The sequence below is a fragment of the Acinetobacter sp. NEB149 genome, from assembly GCF_012516415.1.
GTDB lineage: Bacteria > Pseudomonadota > Gammaproteobacteria > Pseudomonadales > Moraxellaceae > Acinetobacter > Acinetobacter lwoffii_V.
Window position 1 is genome coordinate 280,383 of record NZ_CP051208.1, and the last position, 20,835, is coordinate 301,217.

At 38.4% G+C, this 20,835-nt stretch carries 13 protein-coding genes, 1 tRNA gene and 1 pseudogene; 10 read left to right on the forward strand and 5 right to left on the reverse strand.

Features of this window, described 5'->3' with window-relative positions; translation table 11 throughout:
• Position 1 precedes the first annotated feature (1 nt).
• The gene (locus tag HGD77_RS01280; RefSeq protein ID WP_168730617.1) at positions 2-748 is read left to right on the forward strand and encodes an aKG-HExxH-type peptide beta-hydroxylase; all 747 of its coding nucleotides are present in this window, start codon (positions 2-4) and stop codon (positions 746-748) included.
• Positions 749-763: 15 nt separating this feature from the next.
• On the opposite strand, the gene HGD77_RS01285 is transcribed toward HGD77_RS01280, so the two are convergent.
• Positions 764-1,225 carry a hypothetical protein gene (locus HGD77_RS01285; protein WP_228761454.1) on the reverse strand — a complete coding sequence of 154 codons (462 nt, stop codon included), beginning with the start codon at positions 1,223-1,225 and terminating at the stop codon, positions 764-766.
• Between the two features lie 117 nt (positions 1,226-1,342).
• Here HGD77_RS01285 and HGD77_RS01290 point away from each other — a divergent pair, with 117 nt between their 5' ends.
• The 4 genes from HGD77_RS01290 to HGD77_RS01305 are packed head-to-tail and all read left to right on the forward strand — an operon-like array spanning position 1,343 to position 4,197.
• Positions 1,343-1,549: a helix-turn-helix domain-containing protein gene (locus tag HGD77_RS01290; protein ID WP_168730618.1), complete on the forward strand. Its 207-nt coding sequence runs from the start codon at positions 1,343-1,345 to the stop codon at positions 1,547-1,549.
• 44 nt (positions 1,550-1,593) lie between these two features.
• Positions 1,594-2,274 (forward strand): hypothetical protein, encoded by a 681-nt coding sequence (locus HGD77_RS01295; protein WP_168730619.1) that lies wholly within the window; start codon positions 1,594-1,596, stop codon positions 2,272-2,274.
• Positions 2,271-3,098 carry an ImmA/IrrE family metallo-endopeptidase gene (locus HGD77_RS01300; protein WP_168730620.1) on the forward strand — a complete coding sequence of 276 codons (828 nt, stop codon included), beginning with the start codon at positions 2,271-2,273 and terminating at the stop codon, positions 3,096-3,098. The genes HGD77_RS01295 and HGD77_RS01300 overlap by 4 nt, the downstream gene beginning before the upstream one ends.
• Entirely contained in the window at positions 3,088-4,197 is a 1,110-nt protein-coding gene (locus tag HGD77_RS01305) for a beta family protein (RefSeq protein WP_168730621.1), read from the forward strand. Before HGD77_RS01300 ends, HGD77_RS01305 begins: the two co-directional genes overlap by 11 nt.
• Here HGD77_RS01305 and HGD77_RS01310 read toward each other — a convergent pair.
• The gene (locus tag HGD77_RS01310; RefSeq protein ID WP_168730622.1) at positions 4,177-4,734 is read right to left on the reverse strand and encodes a sce7726 family protein; all 558 of its coding nucleotides are present in this window, start codon (positions 4,732-4,734) and stop codon (positions 4,177-4,179) included. The two genes, HGD77_RS01305 and HGD77_RS01310, sit on opposite strands and share 21 nt — an antisense overlap.
• Positions 4,735-5,261: 527 nt before the next feature.
• Here HGD77_RS01310 and ahpC point away from each other — a divergent pair.
• The 3 genes from ahpC to HGD77_RS01325 all read left to right on the forward strand — a co-directional run bounded on the left by ahpC (position 5,262) and on the right by HGD77_RS01325 (position 8,606).
• On the forward strand, positions 5,262-5,825 hold the full coding sequence (gene ahpC, locus HGD77_RS01315; protein WP_004278673.1) for an alkyl hydroperoxide reductase subunit C: 564 nt from the start codon (positions 5,262-5,264) through the stop codon (positions 5,823-5,825).
• A gap of 621 nt (positions 5,826-6,446) precedes the next feature.
• The gene (locus tag HGD77_RS01320; protein ID WP_004729213.1) at positions 6,447-7,754 is read left to right on the forward strand and encodes an FAD-dependent oxidoreductase; all 1,308 of its coding nucleotides are present in this window, start codon (positions 6,447-6,449) and stop codon (positions 7,752-7,754) included.
• 3 nt (positions 7,755-7,757) lie between these two features.
• A complete protein-coding gene (locus tag HGD77_RS01325) occupies positions 7,758-8,606 on the forward strand; it encodes an SAM-dependent methyltransferase (RefSeq protein ID WP_004729214.1) in 849 nt (282 codons plus the stop codon).
• A gap of 76 nt (positions 8,607-8,682) precedes the next feature.
• Here the strand turns inward: HGD77_RS01325 and HGD77_RS01330 are convergent.
• Both HGD77_RS01330 and HGD77_RS01335 read right to left on the reverse strand, forming a co-directional pair.
• Positions 8,683-8,758 (reverse strand) — tRNA-Thr (locus HGD77_RS01330).
• A 204-nt stretch (positions 8,759-8,962) separates the two neighbouring features.
• Positions 8,963-9,190 (reverse strand): hypothetical protein, encoded by a 228-nt coding sequence (locus tag HGD77_RS01335; RefSeq protein WP_004729215.1) that lies wholly within the window; start codon positions 9,188-9,190, stop codon positions 8,963-8,965.
• A 522-nt stretch (positions 9,191-9,712) separates the two neighbouring features.
• Between HGD77_RS01335 and HGD77_RS01340 the strand changes: the two are divergent.
• Both HGD77_RS01340 and HGD77_RS01345 read left to right on the forward strand, forming a co-directional pair.
• Positions 9,713-10,680, forward strand: a pseudogene (locus tag HGD77_RS01340) (IS30 family transposase).
• A 400-nt stretch (positions 10,681-11,080) separates the two neighbouring features.
• Positions 11,081-11,734: a hypothetical protein gene (locus tag HGD77_RS01345; RefSeq protein ID WP_410169313.1), complete on the forward strand. Its 654-nt coding sequence runs from the start codon at positions 11,081-11,083 to the stop codon at positions 11,732-11,734.
• Between the two features lie 37 nt (positions 11,735-11,771).
• Here HGD77_RS01345 and HGD77_RS01350 read toward each other — a convergent pair whose 3' ends face one another.
• The gene (locus HGD77_RS01350; protein ID WP_168730623.1) at positions 11,772-20,078 is read right to left on the reverse strand and encodes a PLxRFG domain-containing protein; all 8,307 of its coding nucleotides are present in this window, start codon (positions 20,076-20,078) and stop codon (positions 11,772-11,774) included.
• Between the last annotated feature and the right edge of the window lie 757 nt (positions 20,079-20,835).

The window sequence follows — 20,835 nt, forward strand, 5'->3', positions numbered from 1 at the left end:
TATGATTAATTATTTATATCCTGATAAACATGAAATTTTAAACATAGTTTTAAGTGATATTTATTATAAAAATTATAATACTCTTGATTATATAAATGGCTCATCTAGTGAAAAAAAAACTACTCCAAGGATATTACAAAAACTTCCCCAAAATCTTTCAGAAACTTGGCTAGATGTCGGTATTGAGTTAGATCAAGAATACAATGAGCAAGATGCTTTATTACAAATAAATGAGGTTTTTGAATATATTTGGAAAAATGATAGTTTTTCTGTTGGTATCTACGTTGATATTTTAGTCAAATCAATTCACCTGTTAAAAACAAAGCATGAAGACAATGATATAAGTTTTAGCGACCCTAATTTACCTTATACGATTTTCATAAATCTGCCTAATATACATTTAAAGAATTGGCTCGAGAGGACTGTGGAGAATGTGATTCATGAAGCTATGCATCTACAGTTATCGTTACTTGAAAGAAAATATAATTTTTATACATTAACTGACTCTAAGATTTATTCTCCTTGGAAGCATGAGCCTCGCAATAATAAAGGTATATTACATGCTGTATATGTATTTTCACATTTAAAGAGTTTTTGGGAAAAAGTTTATATTGCTAACCAGACTATATTTGCTAAACATCGTATAGACGATATTCAGGAACAGCTTAATTTACTAAATTTTGATCAATTATCAGATTTTTATACTAAAGCTGGAAAGGATATTTTAAAGTTTTGTCTTAAACCGTAAATGGAGCCATAACCTCTAAAGAGAGGTTAGGACGCAATTTAAAGCAGTAGTGTATGCATTGAGATCATTTAATTTCTCAATGCATTTATTTTTTTCAGCATTGATTCTAATAGCTGAATTTGGGTATTTCTTTTCTAATAAAGAGAAGCTTTCCCGTTGTTTCTCTAATATTGAGATTTCCTTTTGAGTTTCTTCTATAGAGTGACTCATTTCTATAAAATCTAAAGATGCCCCTGTAATTTCTCGCAATTGATCGAGCTTACTTGTTTCCGAAAATGTTGAAAAACGAGGGTTAACCAAATTGGTTTCTTTTGTTAAAAAACCATCTTCTACTAGCTTTCTCAGTAATCGATACATGCGTTGTCGATTAAAGCGATTACGTTCTTTTTTACTAAGTTTTAAGTGTTTCCAAAACTCATTTGCTGTCCACTCTTCAATCTTTTTGCGCTTAAAAAGTGGTGGGAAAAGTTCAAACATCGGCATATTGCTTATAGACATAACAATCACAGCATAAAAATACAAAAGAGGATTATAGTCCGTGGATATATAGTCCTCAAATAGTAATAGTTCTGTTTTTTGATCACTTGAATTGAAATGTCAGAACTTAGTATGGCTTTTGGACAATTAGTTCGGAAACATAGAAAAGAGAAAAATATCTCTCAGGAGAGGTTAGCTCTGCTTTGTAATATTGATCGTAGTTATATGGGACGTATTGAGCGTGGAGAAGTGAATATTACTTTAGAGAAAGCATATGAGATTGCCAAAATATTAGAAGTAAATTTCTGCTCTCTTTTACCTTAATTATTAATTTTATTTGTTATAATTTAAAGAAAAATGGGTGTGGTATGGGACAGAATATTCTAGCTGACTTGGAAAAAATGGGGATACAACTCCAAACAGAAAATGAACAAGTGGTGTACTCAGAAGGATTAGCTTCAAAAAGCATTTTAAAAATTTCAAATGGATACAGTTTTATAAAATCTTTGAGTTGTGATCAAGATTGGAAGTCGTATCAAGCAAAGGTTTTAGCTCACTTAAGGACTTTGGATGAAGCGAATGCCCGTCAAGAGCTGAGTCAGATTGACTATCAAGATTGGCAATGGAAATGGATCAATAAAACATATCATACGAAGACTGATAATTGTAATGAGTGGTTTTATCTTGAAATTGATTCAAAAGTAGAGGCTGCTTGTTTAATTTATTATCCCAAAAATAGCTACCTGCATCCTTTAGAAAGTATCTTTTATGTGGAGTATTTAGCAGTTGCTCCATGGAATAGATATACACCTCTTGAAGAACAGCGTAACAAAGGGTTGGGTAGCTTATTACTATTGAAAGCAATTAATTATCTAGCCATAAAATATAATACTTCTGGACGTTTCTCGTTACATTCCTTAATGCAAGCTGAAGGTTATTATGTTAATAGACTGAAGATGCAACATGTTGAAACTCAAGATAAGCCTCAATTAAAGTATTTTGAATTACCAGAGCATGAAGTTTCAAATATTATTGGAGCAGTAGCATGAGCTTAGAAATAGAATCGATAGGTGGTTATTCATCTAACAGTAGTGATATTTACAATGAATTCAACAATTTTCATTCTTATTTCCTGAACATGCCTGCTAAGGTAAAGACCAAAATAGGAATAAATGACAATAACTATCATGAGTTTTTTAGACTTTACCTTAATAGTCCAACCAAAAGTTTGTTTAAAAAAACAGATTCTGCTGATCAATATCTAATTGATTTTTGGGTATCTACTGTAAGTGGTAAAGCTATATTTTTAGATGGTTTTTTGAATAAACCGTATAAAGGAATAAATAGAGATTTTCTGCGAGTACTATTTAACGAATTCATCCAACAAACCAATTTGATAGAAATACAAAGTTTCCTATTAGAACAAGGTATATATCTAATTTTTGAGACCGCTAAAGAAGGTACAAAAGTTGATGGTGTCTCTTTAAAAATTAATGAAAAACCTGTTATTGCTATGTCTTTAAGACTGAAAAGTTTAGATAGTTTTTGGTTTACTTTACTTCATGAACTATCACATATCATATTACACTTTGATGAGCTTAATGAACCGATCATTGACTATTTTGATGATAGTACAGATATAGACATTAACAAATTGGAGAAACAAGCTAATAGGCTTGCAAGAGATACCATGATTCCAAATGCTCATTGGAGAACTATAAAAAATACTAGAAACCTAGAGGAATTGAAGAGCTACTCACAGCTTTATAATATACATCCTAGCATTATCGCTGGTCGATTATCTTTCGAAAATGATGATTGGGCTACTTATTCAAGATTGAGATCAGAGTATAAAATAGCTTATGACTTCTAAGTATATCCCCTTTTTAAAATTTAAAAAGAATGAAATTTATGCATTAGACTATTTAGATAAAGCTCTGAAAGCAGAAGGTATAGATGTTTTTTTTGATTTACCTAATGAGCTTCCCTCAAAATCTCGTAATGCAGGGATTGATTCTTTTTCCCCAGAAGAATTAATAGCATTTAAAACTGATGCTTTAACTAGAAAAATAGTAGCACAAAAAGGTTATTTAAAAAGTAAGATCAATTTTTTGAATGATCTATTTGTTGATAATTATGATATTGATCCTTTGGTTAAGATTGATGGTAAAGAGTATAATTATCAAACAATTATAGATGAACTTTCTCCTTTTGGGATGATACCAGTATGTGGAATAGATGATCGTATTCCAGAGCATTTGGAGTGTATATTAAGAAGTGCACAAAAAGGCAAGTTTGTAAAAAGTAAGGTAGCTATTAGACTAACCAATTCAGTAATTGAAGATTATGATTATAATGAGTTCGAGTTTGAAAGCTGTGTGGATAGATTAGCTAATCATTTTAGAGAAATTATACTTATATTTGATTTAAGAGTGATCTCAGATATTGAAGACTGTAAGAAAAATCTCAAAGATTTCATTAATAAAATAGATGTTAAAAAATTTTCTAGATTAATTATCACAGGCTCAACAATTCCTAAAATCATCACTGAACTAGTGGAAACTAAAAATAATGTAACTGTTGAGAGAAATGAGGTTTTGATCTTTAAGTATTTAAAAGATGAGGGAATTAGTTTCGACTATGGAGACTATACTTGTGTTAGTCCTGAAACTAGCTTTTTAGATATCTATATTGAAGAAATTCAATCCTATATGACTGGGAAGATTTTTTATCCTTATGATAATCAACTTTATGTGACAAGAAGTGGGAAAACTAAAGGAGTAATTACACCATTTAAACCTCTACTTGATGAGATAGTTAGTAAGCCATTCTATAGAGGGAAATCATATTCATTTGGTGATAAGTACATTTTTGACAAACAACCAACAGGGCTTAAAGTGAACGCATCTTCAATATTAAATCCAAATATTAATTTACATATGACGTTCATGTTAAGAGACTTTTCTATTTAGTAATCTGATGCAAATTGATTGATCCAATTCATATGAAGTGTAACAAGTATTTATTAGGTCAATCAGATCATTTCGTGTTGAGCTTGCTTTAAAATTTATATCTTTTTTTTCTAGAAGTTGCTGCATCTCACTTTTCCATAGGATTTTGGAAGCTATATCTTTACGATAAAATGGATTGTGAGAAGACTTTCTTACATATTTGAATTTTATTATTTCATTTTCATTCATTGCCACAATAATTCCCCAGAAATTAGGAATAAGTCCTAATGCTTTTTTTAGGTGCTTTTGAGTGGTAACAAGTGTATTTTTTTTAAATGATGACTGATAATGGGCGTACTGTTTGACTATACGCTGTATTTGATCATTATCGCCTTTAATTTCATAACAATGAGAATAACTATAAATTGCTATAAGGTCTGGGCGTGCTAAACCATCCGAAATAGTGACTTCGTTCAGAATCTTTTGAGGAGCAATTTTCTTTTGGTTCAGCCAATCAATCAGGGCTAACCTGATTTCAGCATCATTCATATCAAGCATGACTTTGCGCTATGTAAATAGTGTAATAATTATAGCTGATTTTAGCCTTACCTCTAATTTAAAAATTAATAGTAAAAATTGTATTTATAGCTAATTTTTATAAAAAAGTGCATAAAATCAAATTTTTTGATAAAAAATTAATTAAAAAATCTGTAAGTTTATGAAATTTTTAAGTAAATTTTATAATTTTCTTTTTTATATAGTTAACCATTTTGATTTATCAGAACGGTAAATTATCATTAAAACCCACCTGAATACGGTGGGTTTTTTATATCCTCGAGATTTATATTAAGTTTGAATAAAGCCCGACTTATTAAAAGAATCATAAATCTTAAAACATCAGGTTGCTTTTGATGGGGACAACTCTGCATCGAGAAAATAAATAAGATAATAAATACTGATAGAAATTTATGATCTAAAAAAGCGATCATTTTTATAAAAACTTGCGGTTTTACCTATTTTAAAATTTTTCGTATTCTAGCTTCACAAGATAAGCAATCCCAGAAATAAGCCAGAGGAAATATATCATGAGTTTAATCAATACTGAAATCAAACCATTCAATGCAACTGCTTACCACAATGGTCAGTTCATCGAAGTTTCTGAGCAAGACCTGAAAGGTAAATGGTCAGTGGTGTTTTTCTATCCTGCAGATTTTACCTTTGTTTGTCCAACTGAATTAGGCGATCTTGCTGATCAGTATGCTGAATTCCAGAAAATGGGTGTAGAAATTTATGGCGTGTCTACCGATACTCATTTCACCCATAAAGCTTGGCATGATACCTCTGACGTGATTGGTAAAATCCAGTATCCATTGATTGGTGATCCAACCTGGACTTTGTCTAAAAACTTCGAAGTATTGATTGAAGCCGAAGGTCTGGCAGATCGTGGTACTTTCGTGATTGATCCAGAAGGTAAAATCCAGATCATTGAAATCAACGCGGGTGGTATCGGCCGTGATGCACAAGAGCTTCTGCGTAAAGTGAAAGCTGCACAATATGTACATGCGCACCCAGGTGAAGTTTGTCCGGCAAAATGGAAAGAAGGTGAAGCAACACTTGCTCCATCAATCGACCTGGTGGGTAAAATCTAATTCAAACCTAGTTCTTTGAAGCAAAAAATCCAGCACAAGTTGCTGGATTTTTTATTTTTTTAGTTTAGAGATTTATGAATTCTAGACAAAAACATCATGCCATTTGATTTCTATTTGAGAACAAAATGAGAATTGAGGAATTGCACTCTATGCTTTTTAAGCGGCTTATGCGAGGCAATCAAGTAAGCGCAATACCCTGCTGCATGATTGACTAGGCCTGAAAACAAAGAAGCCTCTGCTTTCGCAGAGGCTTTTATTTTATAAGGCGCTGTAGTTTCTTGTCGTTTTAAACAATTTTCGCATAAACGCATCTGAATGGAACCGGATGAATTTATGGTTTTCTTATGCTGCGAATCATAGGTATTTAAAAAGTATTTGTCAACCAAGGATTATAAAAATGGTTAATTAAATTATTTGTTTTTAAAGCGAATTTTCAAGTTTTTAGATAAAAATATGAATAAAATCTTAGATTTGATGGAATTTTAACTAAGGCAGAAAAATGAATAAAAAGCAGGTGAAATTGAACAAAAAGGCCTTTACGAAAAACATATATTCTGGAAGATTTTAATAACCTGTTTGATTGGCGCATGGTACATAATTTCTGTAGTTTTTCAATGACGGATGATCAGTTTGGATATCGCAGTAATTGGTAGTGGCATGGCCGGACTGGCTACAGCCAGAATTCTCCAGGACGCAGGGCATCACATCACGATTTTTGAAGCACTTCCAGGTCGCGGCATGGACAGTCATAGCCTTGAATTTGAAGGGGGCCTGATTGACGCACCTTTACGTGTGATGAACCCCTATCTGTGGAAAAACACCCTGAGTCTAGCCACACATCTGGGCATTAAAACTTATCCGGTGCGGACCTATATGGCCTGCAGCTGGTTATTTGAAGATAAAACTGAAACCTGGCTGACCACATCGCGTAGCCGAATTGGCAATATCCCGATCATCAATAACCGGAAAGGCCTGCAACAATATGGCTGGCGTCTGGTCAAAGGCCTGTTGCAGTTAAAAGTTGCATTGACCAAATTCTTTAAATCGAAAAATCAGGACATCAGCCTGGCAGAATTTATCAATCGTAACGAGATTGAAGAAGTGTTCTGGCACGGTGCGGTGATGCCGGTGCTATATACCATCTGTACCTGCAATCCGAAAACCATTGGTGAATGGCCAGCTAAACCGTTGTTAATTTTTCTGCGTCAATTAACCGATGGCGATGCGTTACTGCGTCTGCAAGGCGGTACACCAGCGTTGGTCGATAAGCTGATTGAAGGCATTCAGATTGAAGACGGTTCAGCAATTACACTGGTACAAGAGCAGGGCGATCAGGTCAAAGTTGAAAATGCGGCCGGTTATTCAAAACTGTTTGACCGGGTGATTGTCGCGACACCGACCACCAAAATTGAGGAGTTCCTGGATCCAGAACAGTTTGCCAGTGAAATTGAATTATTGAAGAAATTCAAATTCGAACAGGGTGAACTGGTCATCCATACCGATGCCAGCGTGATGCCGCCAAAGCGTAAAGACTGGGCCGTACTCAGCTATATGATGGATCGTAAATTTACCCGTCAGCAATTTACCGTGTGGCTTAACTCGATTGAACCTTCTCTGGTCGGCAAGTCGGCCGTATTTCAGACCTGGCGTCCGGTAACCGAGATTGATCCGAAAAAAGTGATCAAATCGGTGATGCTAACGCGTGCAGTGGTCGATGCCAATACCGTGGCACTGAATAAGGAATTGCAGCAACGTCATCTGGATGCCAATCGTAAAGTCTTCTTCTGCGGTTCATGGTCATGTGACGGTTTGCCAATTCTGGAATCGGCAGTGACCTCAGCGATGAAAATTGCAGAAATCTTTGGTGCACCTTTACCATTTGAGGGTTTAAAACCTGTGGTTGAGGTGGCTCCACAACTGGGTTATTAATCCATGCAATGGCTTCAGGCACTGCGTCAGCGTCTTCCCCAGCACAAGTATGCGATTGATGCCGCTGTGTTGGGCGATCACGCGCAATTGCCCTGGAGCAATTTAGGGTATTGGCAAGCAGGTCAGCAGGATTATGCGGCTGCCTGTCGTATGCTGGCCGATCACCTTGCGCAAACTGTAAATTTAAATTCAAAAGATAAACTGCTGGATTTAGGCTGCGGTCAGGGCGCCAGCTTGCTGCACTGGCAGCAACATTATCAGGTGCAATATCTGGCCGGGGTTGAGCTGCAGGCTGCCTGTGTGGCCAATATTCAGCAATATTTACCAGAACTGAATGCCATTTATCAGGCGTCATTTTTGCGTTTAAAAGAATTGCCATTTTCCCAGCGTTTTGATGTGGTGTTGTGCCTGGATGCGGCTTATCACAGTCCTGTGCCTTTATTCTTGGAGCAGGTCCGCAGTGTTTTAAATTCAAATGCACGGATTGGTTTTCATCATCTGGTTTTGTCCGAGCGTTGGGAAAATTTAAATGCATTACAACGGCGTAAATATCAGTTTTTATTGAAATCTGCCGATGTGAATTTAAAAGATTTAATGACAGTGGGTGCATTATATGCCTGTCTGGATCGTTTTGAATTTAAAAATATCCAGATTCAGGATCTGTCCGAGCCGGTATTTTCAGGCTTTGCGGATTATGTGCAAAAAACTTTGAATTCAAAAGCATCAGATGATCAGGCTCAAGGTTCAAAACTGGATCATTTTAAAATTCAGATGACAGCGAAACTATGCCGAAAATTATATCAGGAAGGGATTATGAGATATGTGCAAGTGACGGCACAATCGAAGCACTAGAAAGTGCAAGAAGACTCAGCTGAAAATACCAAAACCCAGAAACATCAAAGCCTCACTAAAAAGCGAGGCTAAGATATGGTGCCGGCACACGGATTCGAACTGTGGACCTACTGATTACAAGTCAGTTGCTCTACCAACTGAGCTATGCCGGCATGGTGGAGTGCATTTTACAGATTTTTTTGGGTCACGCAAGCCAAAAAATAACCGTTTAAACTGTTTCGGCAGGATTTGTTTATTTTGACCGAATGGATGAAAAGTTCTGTTTTTGATTATGTGCAAAGAAATGGCCCATATGTGCAGATATGGGCGAGGGTGAAAGCATAGGATTTGCTATGGATATGAGTTGGTTATAAGGTTTATCTGTTTTTCAGGATGCGATCTAATTCTTGTGCACATTCCTCTAAAGTAAAGGCCATATCAAACTGCATTTGAGGTTTGAGTTCTTGAGCGAGGCTTCTCCACTGTTCGATGAGTCTCAAGGCTTTTTGAATTTTATGTTTATTGATGTCCTTGGCAAGGGTTGGGGTATAACCGCCACGTTTTGCATTTTTAATCTGTTTGGCATAGTTTGCGCTGTTATTCATGTTCGCTCTCCGAATAGCAGTGTATCTATTTTTTAACTTCAAATTTGAATGGCTCGGTTCACTTGGTTATTTCTTTCTATCCTGTGGTTTTTATTCTCCTTTTAGTTGATTTATAAGCAACATAACATAGCTTTGATGACAATAAAATTAAGCTATTTCTGTGCCAGTTTTTTGTTTGAACACATAAATAAAAACCTGAAATGAATGGCGTACAGAAACTGCACAATTCATCAGTTTTTTGGCTGATGAAAAATGAAGATTTTTAAAAATAGAATTGAGCGTAAGTGTTGTGTTGCAAAAGATTTTTATGAACGAGGACTGGTATTAATTCAATGCCTTTGCCTAAGGCGATAGATAATAATATTTTAAGATCTAAGCAGATAATTTTTTTACTGATGGGATGATGGATAAAATTAAACGCAGATTCAAATCTCAAGTGCGACACATTTGTAGTTAGTTGAAAAAGTTAGGTGTATTCGTAGAATCATTGGACTTTTTCAACTCGCAATTGGAAAGCACACAATGAAGAAATACACCCAACTTTCTCAAGATGAAAGATACGAAATTTATGCTACTTTGAAAAGTAAAAGTTCAATCGCTAGCCTTGCCTTGCTCGGGAGTTAGGGCGTTCACGATCAACCATCTACCGTGAATTAAAAAGAAATACTGGGCAACGTGGATATAGAGCTCAACAGGCAGCGAAATTTGCAAGTCAAAGACGGTACCGTCCTTCATCACCCATGACAGCATTTGCCTTCGCTTATATTGATTACTTGATTGGCTTGGACTGGTCACCAGAACAAATTTTAGGCGCTTTAACACAACGCGGTTGGCTGGATGTACCTTCACATGAGTGGATTTACCAGTACATTTATGAAGATAAATCAAAAGGCGGTAAACTCCACCTACATTTAAGGCATCAGAAGAAATATCGAAAACGAGGTTACAAAAACACGGATCGTAGGGGGCAAATCATTGATAAAACAAGTATTCATTGCCGAGACCAGGTCATTGATCAACGACAACGTTTAGGAGATTTCGAAGGTGACACTGTAATTGGTAAACATCATAAAGGTGCTTTATTAACTCTCGTTGATCGAAAGAGCCTGTACGTACATATTGTTCATTTAGGGCCAACGAGAGCATCCTCTCAAACGATTACTTGTGCATTAGATCGTTTACGGATGAGCCATGCTTATAGTGTTACTTTTGATAATGGTAAGGAATTTGCCGAACACAAAAGAATCACTGATGCCGGCATAGATACGTATTTTGCTGATCCTTACAAGTCTATTCAACGAGCAAGGAATGAAAATACGAATGGTTTAATCCGGCAATATCTGCCAAAATCATCATCGTTTGATGACGTGTCAAACGAACAAATAGAGCAGATAGAATTTGCACTCAACCATCGTCCTAGAAAAACACTAGGTTGGTATACGCCTAGTGAAGTTATGGCTGGTTTTTATACTGTTGCACTTGCCGCTTGAATCCGCCAAATATAAAAAAACCCGAATCATGTGATTCGGGTTTTTAAATTCTGGCGGTGAGAGAGGAAGTCATAATTATGATATAAGATACTGAAATATATAATAATAAATTTATATAATTTTAAATATACCGACAAATATACCGACAAGTGAAAAAAGTTGTGAAGCTGCTACACGTATCGTCAATTAGATTTCCTCTGTCACGAATTGGTCATTTTTGAATATAGAAATCATTTGTTATCTTAAAAAAATATAAGTTGACTCTTTGTTTTTTATTGGTTGGTTAAATTACGGTGGTATACATACATTTGTATTTTTATGCTATACCTTTCAGTAGGTTATGTACTTAAAAATTATAGTAAGTATTTCTTATAAAAATTAAAGAGGGTGGGTTATGAGGTTGATTCAAGTTGTAGGGTTATTGTCGATATTGCTTTCTGGTATAGCTCAAGCTGAAAAAATACCGGTTTTGCCTGGTATGCAAGGATATGGATCATATGAATTTGGTTCTCTTGTTAAAAAACTCATGCCTGTAAATCGTATTTGGTGGGATCATCTTGCTAATGATAAAAATATCAAGTGGTTAACGCCTAGCTCACAAGAAGTCATTAATTATGATGGTTCTGTTGAGTCTTCTAGACAAGGCTTAGTTCGTATTAACGTGCTAGGAAGCACTCCAACGATTCTAAAAAATCGTAAATATGAACTTCCTTGGGCAATAACTTATAAAGGCGGACAAGAAAGGTTTGGAGTTACAAGTGTATTGTTGGAACCAGGGGATAAAGTTAATGGTTGTTATGGTTATCCAACAAGTAATTGTTCATTCGAGCACATACCCTCATTGAAAAAACAAGGAATTACTACCAAAAAGATCTGTTTAGATAAAACAAAAGGATCACTTGTTTATGAGGCTTATCAGCTTTCTACACCTGGTAAAAAAACTACTTACTTATACAAAGTTAATAGTATTGGCTCTGGTGGAGATTCGACAAGTTTTGAGCTTTATTACTCCCCAAATATACAAGCCTTCTGTTCAGAGATTGATGTTTTCTGATTATTAAAAAAGCGCCCAATTTTGGGCGCTTTTTTCATCACTGCTTTAAGTGCGGATTATATTCACTCATCCATTCTAGCCCCTTAACGATTTTGCGCTTTTCTTGCCATGTCTGGTTAGACTTGTTGTAATTCGTTTCAGCAAGTTTCTGATTAAACTTAATTGGATAACGCGGATTATCCTTGTTGTAATCATTAATTTCTTGCTTAACGGCGCGAACTTGAGTGCGGTCTCCAGATTCAAGCGCATTCACATAGCGTTCTTTCCAACGTGCATTGACATAAGTTTGTGCTGATTTATCTTTCAGCTCCATGCCACGGAATCGACCTTCTTTAGCAATGCTGGCTGGCTGTGCATCAAGCATCTTAATAATACCTTCCCATGCTTCAACATCGTTTGTCTTAACTCCGGTTTTCATATTGCGATAATCACCAGTGGTTGCAGCAATAGCACCTTGCCCCACGCTTGTAATCGCTTTAGGTAGTAATTGCACACCAGATTGACCATAGGCACCCACTTGAGCCAGTGCAACGGATTCCTTCACCTTCTCAAGTAATCCACCGATAGGACCTGCAATCTGTGAAATCTCGGAAGATTTCATATAATCACTGGTGGTTGGGCTGAAATATGCAGTCGCAGGGATTAAGTCACCCATACCCATACGACCCTTAACATCAATCAATGGATTTAAGTTGACGATACCATCCATTAAGACAGTATTTACGCCATTGCCCAGCGTTTGACCTAATGCATCCTGTAAAGCTATTTGAATCTCACGTTCGGTATTAACTGGTTTACCCATTAAACCGCCGGCAGTTTCAACAACATCTAGAATATCGCGTACAAACGGCAAGCCAGTCGTACCAGAAAGGGCCATTAAAATTCCCAGCATGGTTAGGATGGATCTGGATACACCAAAACCGACTAATGCGGCCATTTTCTTTTTAAACTCGTCATCTTCGCCGCCATACAAGCCAGCTTTTTGCATTCTGACCATCTGTTCGATATATGCAATCATAAATTGCTTATACATCATCAGTGCGCTACCGATGTTGCCACGTGCTAAACGTGGTCGGTTGCCTTTGTTGTAGATACCTTGGGTTTCTTGAATAGTTCTGACGGCGAAGTCATACGCATCTTTAAAGCCTAGTTTCTCTAATTTGGCTTGGCCCAGACTTTCGGCCACGTCCAAGGCTGCAAACAATGAAGTACGGCGGTTGACCGCTTCAGACGCTTGAGCAAATAAGCCAGACGCATGGCTGATTAATTGCCATGTACTCGCACCAAGGCCAGACTTACCACGCTCTAGGCCCTGCATCATCCATGTGTTTTGTGGATCTAAGTGGCCTTCTTTTCTGGCACGTTCATAATGGTCTTTATACTTCCGATCCATTGCATCGGTGCCTTTTCTCCAAGTGATAACCGCTTTACGGAAGGCTCTTAGAATAGTTCCTTTGTCTCTGCTGTACTGCATCAAGTAAGGGAAGGTTTGCAATAGTGGCTGGGTTAAGTTCACCACACCAAACATGGCTGAGAATCCCATATACCAAACAAACGCAAAGTTTTTAACTGCTGCAAGTTCTTCCTGAGTATCGAGCGAATAATCACGCAACCGGATAGCATCCTCTTGAAAGGCTGGATCTTCGATATTTGTGATTGATTCATCAATGGCTGGGTTGTAGCTCTGGTTTGCTGAATAACGCGCATTCGACATAACAAACGATGCTAGGACGCGCTTTAAGTCACTATCAAAACCTTCAATCCCCTGGCGTTTCAAAAGTCGTTTAAGGTTAGGGTTATTCTGGACGGCGTACTTAATATACGCTGTTTCAGCATCACCAATCGGTAAACCTGATTCTTTAGCGAATAACGCCACGGTTTCAGGACTTACGCCCTGGAACAGTTTGTGTTGTAACTCATTAATCTGACCTTGCTCAATTTCATAACCGGCTGGAATCTTCGACTGGTCATAGTTCCGATAGAATAAGTTGCGTTCAGATTCACTTTCGAAGTGTTGGCGATATGCAACTTCCCCTGTGGTTGGGTTGTAGATCCGCACAAAATACTTACCAAAACGCATTAGCGGTACATAGCCTTGGTCTTTCAGATCGTTGGCTTTCTTAAATACCCGGTCAATCGCTTCAATTGCAGCCTGTCTAGCTTCTGCCTTCTCTGGTTTACCCTTGGTCAATGTATCTATGCGTTTTAGGATCTCATTGTAATGGTCCACAATATCCAGATCTTGAGCGGCCAGCTCCAATACTTCCTCATTGGTTCCGCCCAGGTGTTTATAGATATTTGAGAAGGTTGTATTTGCAAAGGTGTCTAATGACGTATCAATTGCATCACGAACCTCGTTATATAGGCCAATCTGGTCATCATCAAAACCTAATTGCTTTAATTCCTTAACTGAATGACGTTCTGAGTTATCCATTAAGGTGTTTTCAAACATTAGATCGCCAACTTTCTTCAAGTCTTTATCAACTTTGGCCTTGTCAATTTTTCCACCAGAAAAGGTATGTCCAATTGTGCGGCCAACTCGTTTGACTTCCTTCCAGTAATCTTCGCCTTGCTCCAATTGAATAAGCACGTTCGGGGCAACGTCCATTGACTTACTACTGGCAAAAGTAACGTGATTGATTTTCCCCTGGACTAAATCAAAAGTCTTTTTAAATTGCCCTGTTTCATCCCTTAATGACTTATGCAGCATGGTTTGGAATAGGTTGAGCGTTCGACTGCTCAGGGTTTTTGCACCTTCGGCACCACGTAAAGACATTTGACCAAAAGCGGTTGACGCTGCTTTGTCTAAAAGCTCGCGCTGTTTAGTTTGACTCATGTTTTGAGGATTAGTTGTGCTTCCTCGACTATAACGGCGTTCGCCTTTTGGTGGTGTTGGTGGCGTTCCCTTAGAAATAGTTTTAATCATGCGTTCAGCAAGGGCAACCATGTCGTTAGAGTTAAGTTTTAGGTTTAATCCTAGCCTATCTACCGCCCACGCCTTAACTGCGCTTAAAACGCGGTTTATAAGCTTCTGTGCTGGCCCTTGGTTTTGCTGATTCCTTGCAGCTACGGTGATTAAGTACGGTAAATATTCATCAGCTTGTACCTGTGCATCAGATTCACGCTCTGCTAATCGCTTGGCTTCGATTGCATCGGGGTTTCCAGACTTCACCAGACGATTAAATTCCGACATTAAATTATCGTACGCACTGGCTTTAAGTACACCCTGCATCCCAATGTGGCCGCCAAGCTCATGTAGGAACACTGGTACGATGTTTTCAGGTGTGATTGCATCAGCAACCAGTGTTACACGGCCATTTTCCGCAAAACCTTCCACACCTTGCTCGGCATAAGTAGGCACAATGCTTAAAATGCCTTTTTGCTCAAGCTGCTGAATTGTGTCCCCACCAAAACGACTTACAAGCTCTGCACGTACCTGATTTGGATTACTGCCTTGGACTTTTTGATTTTTTGTCCGACTACGTAACGGCGAATCACTACCAGAATTTGATTCTTGCTTACGCTTGTCATCAACCTGTCCTACTTCATCTTTTTCTGGACTTGATAAACTGGCTGGTTGATTTGAAGGGCTTCTTTCGATGTTTTCGCTTGAGCTAGTTGTTGTTCGTATTGCGGAAATTGTTCCTGGTACTCTAAAGGCATTGCCTGAAACTCTTTCAGAAGTTCCTTCTTCGTTAAATCGGCCACTGCTTCTTTGCTTGATTTGCCCATTGTCATTAGCTGCTTCCTTTAAAACATTATTAAAAATTGTGTCGAATCTATCCAATATACCAATTTGACTCAATATCTCTCTTGGACTTGATTCCGCACCAAACACCGTAAACATCTCATGAGGGTAGGAGGTAAATATTGCATAGTTAATTCGATCTAGAACATCTGAATCTATATTGTCAAAGCTTTCTCGATTATTACTCCAAATTGTTTCTTTAATTTCATCTAAGTGCTCAAGTTGTTCTGGTGTGAGTTTATCTGTATCAATATATTCTTGGGTCGCAGCATGGATCAGCTCATGATTAATTAATTCAGATACTGTACCTTTCCATTCAGAAGAACGTGGATAAATATAAGAGATACGTGAATCAATTGAATAAAATCCACCTTCCAGTAATTGATCAGAAATAGATTGAATAATTAAATCGGAACTATTAGCTAAATCAGAAACGATATGTACTTGTACATCAGGATTTAGTTTTGCAAGCTTGATTAATAATTCTTTGTTATAGGTCACATTTGTTTTTACTTCATCCGCTTGCAAACTAGATAAGTCACTAAAAATATCCTCGAGCTTGTGTACTTGATCCATCATTTCATTCGGGATGCTACGGATTATTTCTGATTTGCTATGCTGAGTATCACCAAGAGAACCTTTTAAGAAGTGGTCATGAGTAACTAGAGTGACTGTTCTATCTATTGATTGCTTAGCATTATTCATATCAGAAATACTTGATTCATTCTGCTCCTGCTCTGAATCTAGTTTTTCACGCAATACAAACTGTGACGGTGCCAGCTGCACAACTTCATGGGTATCGGATAAGCCCTCTTTCTTAATTGTCGTAGTAGCGGCTGATTTATTAGCAAATGGCTTGTTATCAGATGCTCGACCAATATCCTTCTTTTTTATGGTGCCCGGTGTATCGTTCCTTTGAAATGGAGGGTGGGGGAGGTCTGCCAGTGCTAGTTCTTCGCTACCTGATTCTAAACTATCATCTTCTGACTTTGCCTTTTCACGCAATACAAACTGTGACGGTGCCAGCTGCACAACTTCATGTGAGTTATCTAACCCTTGTTTTTTAATCGTAGTTTTTGCTGCGGTTGCACTGGCAAAAGGCTGATTATCAGACTTACGGCCTACATCACCCTTTTTCATTTCTTCTGGTGCTGGTGTGTCTAATACAGAATTTTCCGCAGGTGCTTGCTCCTTCTGGTTGCTTTGGTCTTTTTTGTCATACCAATAATCTTCTAGGAATTTACCCAGGCTTTCAGGGGTTGTTGCACCACTGAATGCAAGATTTCCTAAAACATCTTTAATATGTAAACGACCATTCTTCTCTTGGATTTTAAAAGCGGTATCTTGGCCGTTCCGAGCTACAATAATTCCATCCGGCTTAATGGATCTACCGTACTGTTTGGCTAAATCATCATACTTTTGATAGGGATTATCAGATTCTTGTGGCTTATCAACTCCTGGTACTGTTTCCTTGGCGCGAAGTACAAAATTAGACGGCGAAATTTCAACAACTTCATGTGTTTTTTCCACATCACGAAGCTTTAAACCTCGATTTGCAGCATTCTTACTTAAAAATGGTTTTCCATCAGAACCTCGGCCAATATCGCCAGATTTTATACCTTCCGGTGCATCATTTTTCTGAATGCCACTTTCGTCTGTTTTTTGCTCAATCGGTGTTTGTGCTGGTGTTTCTGGCTCCGGTGTATCGGTTTTAAGCTCCGGTGTAGTGATTGTATTGATCGCCTTAACAATGTCCGAAACCTCTGCTAAGACTTCCGCACGTGGACGGCCCTTATTAATTTCATCCTGGATAAGCTTTGGCTTAGCCTTTGGGTTGTTCAAATGAGCATCACGGACCTGATCAGCAAAGCTGTCTGTTGGTTGTACTGGATCAGTTTGTTTATCACTTGGCGGCACAGCATTTAATAACTCGTCAAATGCTTCATCACTGTCAAAGTCCGTTGCTGGATCTGCGGCCTGTACTGGCTCAACTGGATCTTGTGACGGTGTGCCGATAGGTGGAACGGCGCTAAGTACATCATCAAATTCCTGATCGCTTCCAAAATCTTCAACTGGTTCTGCTGATTTAGGTTGAACAATTACTTGCCCTTCACCCTTAGTAATAATCTCATGGCTCTCTTTTAGGCCATTCTGCTTCACAAAGTCATTGGCTCTCACATAATTGGTGAAAGTTTTGTGTTTGTTGTGGTCTGGCTGCGCTTTCGGGATCGACTCTACTGGCTGCTGCACTTCTTCTGGATCAATGACATCAGGCACATTCTCAAGATTTAAGCTATCAACACTCACTGGACCTTCTGAGAAGTTTGATAGATTGGGATCTGCCGGGGTTGGCTGCACAATATTTTCCGGGCTATAACCAAAGCTGTTTAGGTTTGGGTCGTCCGGGATGATTCCTTGTTTTTTGACAACAATAAGCGTTCCATCATCGGCACTCTCAATGTCGTGCGATTCTGTTAAGCCATTGATCCGCACATAATCATTTGCCTTGGCTGCATTATAAAACTCTTTAGGCTCGTTAAAATCCTCCTGGAACGGCGATGGCTGATTAGGATCAACCGGTTCAAATGTTTCGGGGTCTAACTCAACCTGATTGCTAAACAGTCCTTTATCTTGTGGATGGATCTGCTGCTTAACATGGTTGTTCACAATATTGGAGATAGTCGGCTTTTTCGGTGCTTTGGCTTGAGAATAACGCGTAATGGATTGAATCAGCTCTTGCGCCTGGTCTGTGTCGATATTACCCAGTGAAACGGCGTTCATTACCACATTATGCGCTGCGGCTTCATCACCGGTCATTGTGAGGGTGAATACATCAGCTCGAATAGGGTCTGTCTGGATTACCTGCGCTTCTTCTGGTGTGATATATCCATTGCTCACACTATCCATCACCAGATTTGTGGTATTTGCCATGCCCTGATTAATTGGCGTGGCCTGTGGTTGTTCTGTTGGTTGTGGTTCTACTTCTGGCTGCACCTCCGGTTGTACTTCCGGTTCTACTACTGGCGGCTCCTGTTCTTGTTGTTTTGGTGGTTGATACTGTGCCGCAAAACGCTCTACAAAATACGGCGTATCAATACCGTACTGATCATAAGCAGCTTTAACCTTGCTGGCTTCTGCACCAATATTATTCAGGTTGTCTTGTGCGCTTTGGAGTGCTGCCGGATCGTTAAGCTGCATGGCATCTGCCAGCTCTTTACGTGCTGCGGCTTCTTCCTGGCGCAATGTGTTGGTCTGGTTGCGTAATTGCTTCGCCACGTCCTTGGCTTGGCTGGTTGGTGATCCACCGGTAGCAGACTGCATACCACCACCCATGATACCGCCGACCAAGCCTTCTTCTAAAATGGTCTGGCCGACCTTGCCATAATCAACCGGTGTACCGCCAATATTGGCCGATGCAGCTTGAGCGCCATACTCACCAATACCGCCCTGTAAACCTTCCTCTAGGGCCTGTTTACCCACCATTTTGGCCGCTGCTTTGTTGGCTGCAATACTCATATCCGGCACAAGTTTAGCCATGCCGGTACGTGGGACCTGTTGCATTTCACGCTTAACCAAAGCTGAATCTACACCGCCGCCAGTCAATGCCTTACCGATCTTGCTTGTTGGTGCATTTTTCAGAATGCCAGATCCAAGGACGGCACCAGATGGAGCAATAAACCCAATAGCTGTCATCGCTGTGCCATATTTATCAGATGCTTTTTCTGAAAGCTGATCTAGAGTTGCCGCATAGGCTTGTTCACGTGCTTGGGTAATAGTTAGCCCATTATTTAGTCTTTCATTAAAGTTCTGCTCAAATAGTGGATTGCCTTGTAGCTTTTCCCATGTTGGGAAATCTCGCTCTAGATTGGCTGTAGCGTTACGGCGAACCTCACCATAGTTTTGAGTATGCTCTGCTGCTTTACCAGCAACTATGCCTAAGTAAGGTGCTTTACTTGCAAGTATTGGGACTTTAGTAGCTACAGTTGCTACACCTTTGGCTGCACCAAACGGTAAAGCCATAGCTGGGACAGATTGAATTGCACCGGCACTTAATTGAGGGATCTTGCCGTGCTGACCGCCTTGTAATTCTTTTTGGAAAGTAGAGGCGCTATTTTCATAATCTTTCTTTAAGTTTTTACCGTACTTTGCAATTCTAGCAGAAGTTGAATTTTTCTCATTCTCGCCAATATCACGCACAAAACCAGCCGCACCTTCGATCATGCCGCCTACGCCTTGTCCAAACAGGTTCCCAATAGTTTCACCAGTAGACTTAAGGGCTTCTTTGATGATCGGAAAATTACTGCCAGTCTTTACGGCTTCTCGATTGGCCTTGTCTGCTCGTTTGTCCTTGGCAAAGCTGCGGCTATTTTGTCCAGCTTTCGGCAATAGTCCAGCATTCTGCATGACCTTATCAGTCTGTGAGTACCATTTTTCACGTGCCTGAACAATCGCGGTGTCATTTGCACCACGTTTAGTTAGTTCAGGAATCACTTTGTCTTTGAATAGACGTTCACGCTGACTGATTAATTGACTTGCATCAGCGCCGTCTTGTGCTGCTTTTGTAGCTAAATTGCTAAAGTGCTGGTTAATATTCACAGTAAAACCTCTTAGTTAATTGGAATTACTGCCTGTTGCGGTTGCCAAATACGGCAAAAATTGAAGATGCTGCTTTATTATTTTATAAGTATATTTTAAAAGTTAAGGTTTGACATTTATTTGAAGTGTAATATATAGCTGTTACACATTTTTAACTTCTATTATCGCTGAAAAGCCCCTATGCCTCTAATAAGCATAGGGGCTTTTTCAACTCTACAAGATAAAAAATTATTAGTAATTTTCACATGAATAAATCAATAATTTTGCATGTCTAAAGTGTAACATTTTGCCAATAAAAAGCCGTTTAGCCATACTAAAAGGTACTTTGTTAAAGTGTGCTTCATGGGGTTATTTGCTAGAACCCCTAAAAGCCCTCTAAAACAGCTATAAAAAAATAGAAAAAACATAGTTAAATATTTGTTTTATATTATTAAATTTTAATTTAGGGTTGTTTTGTGGTTGATAGGTTTTGTATAAGCTCATTTTATATGTTTTTTTTTGGTATTTTATGCCAATAAATATTAATAATTCCCACCTTGCTTAATAGGTTTTTTTCTAAATTTTTGCTATTTATTAAAGTTTAATTCGGGATCTGGCGTGTTTATAAAATACGGCGTTATTAATAAATCTTTTCAGCTTTTATTGATACTTGCTTGTAGTGTTGGAGGTTGGTTGCTGGTGGTGATTATGCTCAATTCTGATGTTGGTAAACTGAATATGGTAATAATTGTGCTGTGGGCAGGATTCTTAGTTTAAG

What these genes read in the sequence shown, in the direction of transcription:
- HGD77_RS01285 (WP_228761454.1), bottom strand. Translation starts at nt 1,225, where the DNA reads ATGTTTGAACTTTTCCCACCACTTTTTAAGCGCAAAAAGATTGAAGAG.
- HGD77_RS01280 (WP_168730617.1), top strand. Translation starts at nt 2, where the DNA reads ATGATTAATTATTTATATCCTGATAAACATGAAATTTTAAACATAGTT.
- HGD77_RS01290 (WP_168730618.1), top strand. Translation starts at nt 1,343, where the DNA reads ATGTCAGAACTTAGTATGGCTTTTGGACAATTAGTTCGGAAACATAGA.
- HGD77_RS01310 (WP_168730622.1), bottom strand. Translation starts at nt 4,734, where the DNA reads ATGCTTGATATGAATGATGCTGAAATCAGGTTAGCCCTGATTGATTGG.
- HGD77_RS01300 (WP_168730620.1), top strand. Translation starts at nt 2,271, where the DNA reads ATGAGCTTAGAAATAGAATCGATAGGTGGTTATTCATCTAACAGTAGT.
- HGD77_RS01295 (WP_168730619.1), top strand. Translation starts at nt 1,594, where the DNA reads ATGGGACAGAATATTCTAGCTGACTTGGAAAAAATGGGGATACAACTC.
- HGD77_RS01335 (WP_004729215.1), bottom strand. Translation starts at nt 9,190, where the DNA reads ATGAATAACAGCGCAAACTATGCCAAACAGATTAAAAATGCAAAACGT.
- ahpC (WP_004278673.1), top strand. Translation starts at nt 5,262, where the DNA reads ATGAGTTTAATCAATACTGAAATCAAACCATTCAATGCAACTGCTTAC.
- HGD77_RS01325 (WP_004729214.1), top strand. Translation starts at nt 7,758, where the DNA reads ATGCAATGGCTTCAGGCACTGCGTCAGCGTCTTCCCCAGCACAAGTAT.
- HGD77_RS01320 (WP_004729213.1), top strand. Translation starts at nt 6,447, where the DNA reads ATGATCAGTTTGGATATCGCAGTAATTGGTAGTGGCATGGCCGGACTG.
- HGD77_RS01305 (WP_168730621.1), top strand. Translation starts at nt 3,088, where the DNA reads ATGACTTCTAAGTATATCCCCTTTTTAAAATTTAAAAAGAATGAAATT.